The sequence below is a fragment of the uncultured Kiloniella sp. genome (assembly GCF_937128705.1).
Classification (GTDB): Bacteria; Pseudomonadota; Alphaproteobacteria; order Kiloniellales; family Kiloniellaceae; genus Kiloniella.
Window position 1 is genome coordinate 1 of sequence record NZ_CAKZMP010000356.1, and the last position, 6,124, is coordinate 6,124.

8 protein-coding genes are annotated in these 6,124 nt (G+C 43.9%); 3 read left to right on the forward strand and 5 right to left on the reverse strand.

Annotated elements, in window-relative coordinates; translation table 11 throughout:
- Positions 1-3,024 (forward strand): hypothetical protein (locus Q0241_RS18050; protein WP_299380308.1); only part of this gene is annotated, 3,024 nt, incomplete at its 5' end.
- Positions 3,025-3,077: 53 nt separating this feature from the next.
- Here Q0241_RS18050 and fliP read toward each other — a convergent pair.
- The 5 genes from fliP to csrA all read right to left on the reverse strand — a co-directional run bounded on the left by fliP (position 3,078) and on the right by csrA (position 5,217).
- Positions 3,078-3,830, reverse strand: coding sequence for a flagellar type III secretion system pore protein FliP (gene fliP / locus Q0241_RS18055; protein WP_299380311.1), 753 nt, complete (start codon positions 3,828-3,830; stop codon positions 3,078-3,080).
- Positions 3,827-4,165 (reverse strand): flagellar biosynthetic protein FliO, encoded by a 339-nt coding sequence (locus Q0241_RS18060; RefSeq protein WP_299380314.1) that lies wholly within the window; start codon positions 4,163-4,165, stop codon positions 3,827-3,829. The genes fliP and Q0241_RS18060 overlap by 4 nt, the downstream gene beginning before the upstream one ends.
- A gap of 4 nt (positions 4,166-4,169) precedes the next feature.
- A complete protein-coding gene (locus tag Q0241_RS18065) occupies positions 4,170-4,499 on the reverse strand; it encodes a hypothetical protein (protein ID WP_299380316.1) in 330 nt (109 codons plus the stop codon).
- The gene (locus Q0241_RS18070) at positions 4,496-4,861 is read right to left on the reverse strand and encodes an EscU/YscU/HrcU family type III secretion system export apparatus switch protein (protein ID WP_299380318.1); all 366 of its coding nucleotides are present in this window, start codon (positions 4,859-4,861) and stop codon (positions 4,496-4,498) included. Before Q0241_RS18070 ends, Q0241_RS18065 begins: the two co-directional genes overlap by 4 nt.
- 128 nt (positions 4,862-4,989) lie before the next feature.
- A complete protein-coding gene (csrA, locus tag Q0241_RS18075) occupies positions 4,990-5,217 on the reverse strand; it encodes a carbon storage regulator CsrA (protein ID WP_299380322.1) in 228 nt (75 codons plus the stop codon).
- A gap of 229 nt (positions 5,218-5,446) precedes the next feature.
- Here csrA and Q0241_RS18080 point away from each other — a divergent pair, with 229 nt between their 5' ends.
- Positions 5,447-5,848 (forward strand): flagellar basal body rod protein FlgB, encoded by a 402-nt coding sequence (locus Q0241_RS18080; RefSeq protein WP_299380325.1) that lies wholly within the window; start codon positions 5,447-5,449, stop codon positions 5,846-5,848.
- Positions 5,849-5,903: 55 nt separating this feature from the next.
- Positions 5,904-6,124, forward strand: a 221-nt coding sequence (locus tag Q0241_RS18085; RefSeq protein WP_299380327.1) for a flagellar basal body protein, incomplete at its 3' end; no start/stop codon positions are given.

Genomic DNA, 6,124 nt, shown 5'->3' on the forward strand with positions numbered 1-6,124 from the left:
AAGCTAACTGTTGAATTTGGCCTTGTTCCAGAGGCGCAAGCCCGTATTTTTAATGTCGGATCAAAGTCTGTTATTGACGTTAAGCCTGGCTCTGTAAAGAAAAGTGCGTCATCTGCTGAAAAAACAAAATCTGATCCGGCAAAAGAGCAAACAGCATCCGCCGAGAACAAAAAGGTGCCAGGGGATGAAAGCAATAAAAACGAAAATACGGACACGGTAAGGTCAGAACAAAAAAATGCTGAGACAACGTCAGCAGAACCATCAGCTTCTCTTCCGAAATTAGAAGAGTTAGCAGGGCCGGGGCCTTTGTCACTTCTACCTAAACCCGTAAACTCTAATGTAGCAAATGATGAGGTCGAAAAACCTCTATCAGATACGCAAATAACTTCAGAAGACGCTTCCAAAGACAATGCCGAAGTTAAAGCCAATAATGATGGTGAAAATACGCTTCTTTCAGAAAATGCTACCCCTCCAGAAGAGGGGCGTAATTTGCTTGAGGGCAATACAAAAAAGCGGCTCTCAAAACCTCAGGGAAATAATGGCCCTGTAAAATTATCTGATTTTAAATTGGTGGATGGTACAGAGACGGATGATCCAAATGCAGGCAATTCAATAGAACAAGATTTGGTAACTCTTACAGAACCTATAGAAATTCCACATCTTGTTCCTCCCCCGGGGCGATCGGCAGATCTGTTGCCGCCAACAATTTTAAACTTTAATTGGAAAGAAGAAACTGGCGCGGTTGTTTTTCGTCGTGGAGAGCATCTATGGCTTGTTTTTGATCGGGAGGGCCCTGATAACCTTGCCGAAGCTATTGAGGCGATGGTACCGCATTTTGCCCCGGTTGATACACAGCCCGTAGCAGGAGCTACAGTTGTTCGATTAACGGCACCAGCAACACAAGTTCCTAGACTAAGTAAGCAGGATAATACCTGGACGATTGATATTCGTCGAAGGTCTTCTCTGCCGGTACAGGCCATTTCGAATGTCTTAGGTGAGGGAGAGGATGGACCCGAGGTTCGCTTTTTAGTTAAGTCTGTCAGCCGTTTGTTATCGCTTTCTCACCCCGAACTCGGCGATAGGTTAATCGTTGCCCCTATTGGCGAGCCTAACCTTGGATCATCTGATATTGACGAGTTTCCACAATTCAGGTCTTTACCTTCTTATCAAGGGGTGGTGTTGCAACCGACTGCAGAGGGCTTGGTTGTTGCCCTGACACCTCGTGCTGTTGTCGTCCGTAGCCGTGATCAATTGATCGTTTCGGATGAAACGGCCCGGTCTCTTCCCCGTAGCGGGACGATCACACCTGTCGCACCTGTAAAGATGTTAAATTTGGAAGCAGACCGATTGGGCAGTGAGGACGATTATTTAAAAAACTTACAAGAACTGCAACGTGCTGTCGTTGAAACGACGGGTATGCAGCAGGGGTTAGCGCGTTTGGACTTGGCTCGGTTCTTTTTTTCACATGGGCGGGTTGCCGAAGCTGCAGGCATGCTTCGTCTTATTGGGCAGGAAAACCGTCGATTAAGTGATGATCCGTCCTATCAACTGTTGTTGGGGGCAACACAGTTTCTGAGCGACAAATTTGCCGAGGCCCAGAAGACACTCTCTAGCCCAGTACTGGCTGGGGAATGGGAGGCTAACATATGGCAGGCAGCGCTTGCGGCATCGGGTCAAGATTGGGGACCTGCGGCGATTGGTTTTTCAGAAACTGAGACACTGATAGACGACTTCCCGCAAAATATAAGGAATAAGCTCTACTTGCTTGCAGCAGACTCAAAGCTGCATGTCGGAGATACAGGAAGTGCAAGTTTACTTATTGGCAAGGTACTATCAGGTGAACCAACCGATTTTGAAAAAGCTCAGGCAGATTTTCTCGAAGGTCAGAGGCAACTTCAGGACGGTTTCCCGGAAGAGGCACGCACAATCTGGAAAAGTTTGAAATATAACAGGCATCGCCCGACAAGTGCCCGAGCGCGGCATGCGCTTACAAAGCTTGGCATAGATGAGGGAACGATCACTCAAGAAGAAGGTATTGAACAGCTTGAACAACTCAGATTTGCTTGGCGAGGTGATAAGTTCGAGTTTGCCATTCTTAGTGAGTTGGGGGACCGCTATGCTGATGAATTAGATTTCCGCAAAAGCTTACATTCTCTTCGTCAAGCAGCTTCATATTTTCCCCATTCAGAACGGGCGGATAAAATCGCGAAACGGATGCAGGAAATTTTTGAGGGAATGTATATAGACGATGGCGGAAAGAGAATACCGCCGTTGTCCTCTATTGCGCTGTATGAAGAGTTCAAGGAGCTAACGCCGCTTGGTGATAAAGGGGATACCATGATTACCAAGCTAGCGGACCGTCTTGTTGATGTTGATTTACTTGAACAAGCGGGTAATTTGCTGGAAGAACAGGTGGATTTCCGATTAGAGGGTGAAGAGAAAGCCCGTGTTGGAAGTCGTTTGGCCTTAATTCGGTTGTTGGAAAAAAGTGCTGAAGAGAGTCTTGCTGCTCTGGATAAAACCGAAGGCGATAAAATATCTGATGATTTGACCCAGCAAAGATTACATTTAAGGGCAAGGGCTTTGGCAGAGCTGTCAAAAGAAGAAGAAGCTTTGAATTTACTCGCGGAAGATCAAAGCCTTGATGCGTTGCGCTTGAAAGCCGACATTTTGTGGAAACAGCGAAAGTGGGAAGAGGCTGGAAAAATTCTTGGTAAATTAATTCCTGCGTCTCCGCCGGCGGACCGAATTTTGAATGACAAGGAAAGCCAAGCTGTGATCAATCTCGCTATTGCGCAAACGCTTTCCGAAGATAACGAGGGTCTCAAGCTCCTAAGGGATAGTTATAGCTCTATTATGAGTAAAGGTCCGCATAGCGATACATTCAAACTTTTGACAAACAGTTTGAATTCGGGATCTGTGACGTCAATTGCTGAAGAGTTAAAGCAAATCTCTCAGGTTCAGGCTTTTATGGATCAGTACCGAAGCAAGCTCAAGTCAACGCCCCTAAGTGAAATCAATTAGGGATTGGTGTTAGATATTGGCAATCAAGGGCGTTGTTAATACTACTCTTATAGCTATCCGAAGCTTCGAACCAAGCTTCCGGCAATTAAATACCAACCATCAACCATCACAAAGAAAATCAGCTTAAAGGGTAAAGAAAGCATAATTGGTGGCAACATCATCATACCCATCGACATCAAAACAGATGCAACAACCATGTCGATGATCAAAAAGGGGAGGAAGATTAAAAAACCAATTTCGAAAGCTCTTCTTAATTCACTGATCATAAAGGCAGGTATGAGCGCACGAAGTGGGGTTGCGGATGGTTCGGCTACCTCTCCGGTTTCAGCAAGATCAAGGAATAGTCGAAGGTCTTTTTCTCTAACGTGCTGTAGCATAAAGTTCCGGATAGGTCCCGTGCCTCTATCCCATGCCTCAATTTCGGTTATTTCTTCATCTACAAGAGGTTTTATCGCGTCCTGATAAACTTTTTCCATTGTTGGCGTCATGATGAACGCAGTGAGAAATAATGCTAAGCTGATTAAGACAGTGTTGGGCGGTGCCTGTTGAATACCCATTGCGGTTCGGATAAATGATAGAACGACAATAATTCTGGTAAAAGACGTGACCATCATCAGAATGGCTGGGGCAAGGCTTAGGATGGTAAGTAGCGCCAGCATCTGTATTATACGGCCGCTTCCTGAACCAAGTATTTCATTATTCAAATCAAGGGTGAGTGCCTGTGCCCAGCTTTGATCCGGAATGAATGAAATACCAGCTGTTAACGCTGCAATTACAGTAATTTTAGGGTTAATAATTTTTGTCATACCCCTGAACTTTCATTCATTTTTTCAGCGCCTTTAGGGGCTTTTGTTTTATCTATTTGATCCAGAGAAATGTTGTGAGGAACGGTATCAAGCAGGAGGTCATTTGTGCCGCCAACCAAGACAAGATGCTCTTTGTTATCGCATTGGATTAGCACAATTTTTCTTTTGGCATCCAACGGTTTAACTTCTGTGATTTGAATACGTTTTTGTTTATTCCCTGTTATCGCAGGGCCATGACCCAAGCCTAATTTCTTTGCAATAATTGAAAACGCAAATATTAGACCGATGATAAATATCAGGCTTAAAAAGAACTGAAAATAATTACCATAATCCATTGAATTATTTTTTTCCTGGCTGGTTTGCGCTGGTATACGCACGGGCCGCTTTGTTATGGCTGGTTGTTTCTTTTATCTCTACGCGCACCTTATCCAAATTACTATTGATTGTAATCGTAAGGTTATCGAGCTCTTCAATTAAGGCTAGTAACTTCGGGGATAACTTTGACCGTTCTGCTGGAGGAAGTTGTTGTAGTTCCTGGCACAAAAAATCGGTAACTTTGGGCAAATCAGTAACGTCAAAGTCGTTACCAGACTTAATCGTTGAATTGGCTAGGGCGATTTGCTGGGAAAGATGTGTGATCTGTTCCCGAAGTTCATCAAACGTTGTCATGACTGTTTTGGTGTTTCATCAAGAGGTTGTTTCTGTTCATCATAAACATAGTTTAGGATTGTGGCTACTGCCGTTAGTGCTTCTAAGGGAATTTCACTTTCCAATTCAACGTTAGCGAGGATTTGGGCCAGATCTGAATCTGTTCTTACCTTTACACCTTGTTCAAAGGCTATCTGCAGAATTTGTTCGGCAACTTCGCCTGAACCTTTTGCAATAACCTTTGTTTGGCCTGCTATATTTCGTTTAACGGCGATAGATAGTTGTGGGGTTTCTGCCTCTTCCTTATCAGAGGGGGGCTCGTTTTGCGTGGTAGAAAACGAAGGGGGGAGTTTTTTCTGTTGATCTTCGTTAATTACACTCATCCTGTTTTCTCTAATAAAATCAGAAAATTCATTATTAGTTTGCCCCTTTATACTTAATGAAAGGTTATGAGGGGGAAGGTACAGTGTAAATCTAAATAGGGGTAAATCTAAATAGGGACGATCAGAGATTATTCATCTTCAACTGTCAGATCAATGCCAAGCATATCCAGAGATCCAGCGACAGCCGCTTTGTTTTCTTCTTGAATTCGTTCGTGAAGTTCTTGTCTAAGAACGGTGGCATCTTCGGGGAAGGTGAAGCCAATTTTTACCGATTTCCCACGGATATCAACAACTTTGACTTCAATGTCGTTGTTGATGATGACAGATTCACCAATTTTCCGTGTAAGGTATAACATCGCGGACGTCGGACTCCCTGTCCCTTATTTGCCAAATGCTGACTTATGTTGTTTTTATAACTACTTGTTCTATTGTTAAGTTTATACGTGTATTTTTTAAATAGGTCGAGCCAAAGTTCCATTTTTATGTTATTTTTTGCTGGATCGGAAATTCGTTAACAGGTTATTAAGTCAGTAAGCGTATTATTCCGAGGGTTGTGGACCTTATCGTTTATGAGGAGAGCCGACGTTGGCTGATAAGCTGAAAATTACGGATGTTCTAGCCAGAAAGATGGATTGGCTGACACAGCGACAGGCTGTGATCTCCAAGAATATCGCGAATTCGGATACTCTGAACTATGTCCCTTTGGATTTAAAAGATAACCATTTTAAGTCATTGGTTAGTCGATCGGCCCCTGTGATGGCACAACGATCCAGTCATGAAGGACATTTATCAAGCAATCCACTCAAAGGTGATCAGGCCCGCGCTAACAAAGCGAAAGATATTTATGAGACAGCTCCCGCGGGTAATGCGGTTATTCTTGAAGAGCAAATGATCAAAATGTCTCAAACACAATTGGATTATCAAGGCATGGTGCGTCTTTATAAAAAGCATCAAGAGATGTACAAGATGGTTCTCAAAGGGCCATAAGTCGCCGGGTTGTATTTGGCATCAGTTGTTTGGTGAATTTTTAGGAAAGTAAGCAATGTCCGATCTTTATAAATCAATGCAGGTTTCTGCCTCTGGCATGAGAGCGCAGGGGACGCGGCTTCGCATTATTTCTGAAAATATTGCCAATGCTGATTCTGTCGCTCAGGAACCGGGTGGTGCTCCTTACCGCCGCAAGATGGTCTCGTTTGGTTCGGAACTGAGCAGAGAACTTGGTGTCGAAAAAGTTGTCGTTAAAGATGTACTGACGGATAAGTC

What these genes read in the sequence shown, in the direction of transcription:
- fliP (WP_299380311.1), bottom strand. Translation starts at nt 3,830, where the DNA reads ATGACAAAAATTATTAACCCTAAAATTACTGTAATTGCAGCGTTAACA.
- Q0241_RS18060 (WP_299380314.1), bottom strand. Translation starts at nt 4,165, where the DNA reads ATGGATTATGGTAATTATTTTCAGTTCTTTTTAAGCCTGATATTTATC.
- Q0241_RS18065 (WP_299380316.1), bottom strand. Translation starts at nt 4,499, where the DNA reads ATGACAACGTTTGATGAACTTCGGGAACAGATCACACATCTTTCCCAG.
- Q0241_RS18070 (WP_299380318.1), bottom strand. Translation starts at nt 4,861, where the DNA reads ATGAGTGTAATTAACGAAGATCAACAGAAAAAACTCCCCCCTTCGTTT.
- csrA (WP_299380322.1), bottom strand. Translation starts at nt 5,217, where the DNA reads ATGTTATACCTTACACGGAAAATTGGTGAATCTGTCATCATCAACAAC.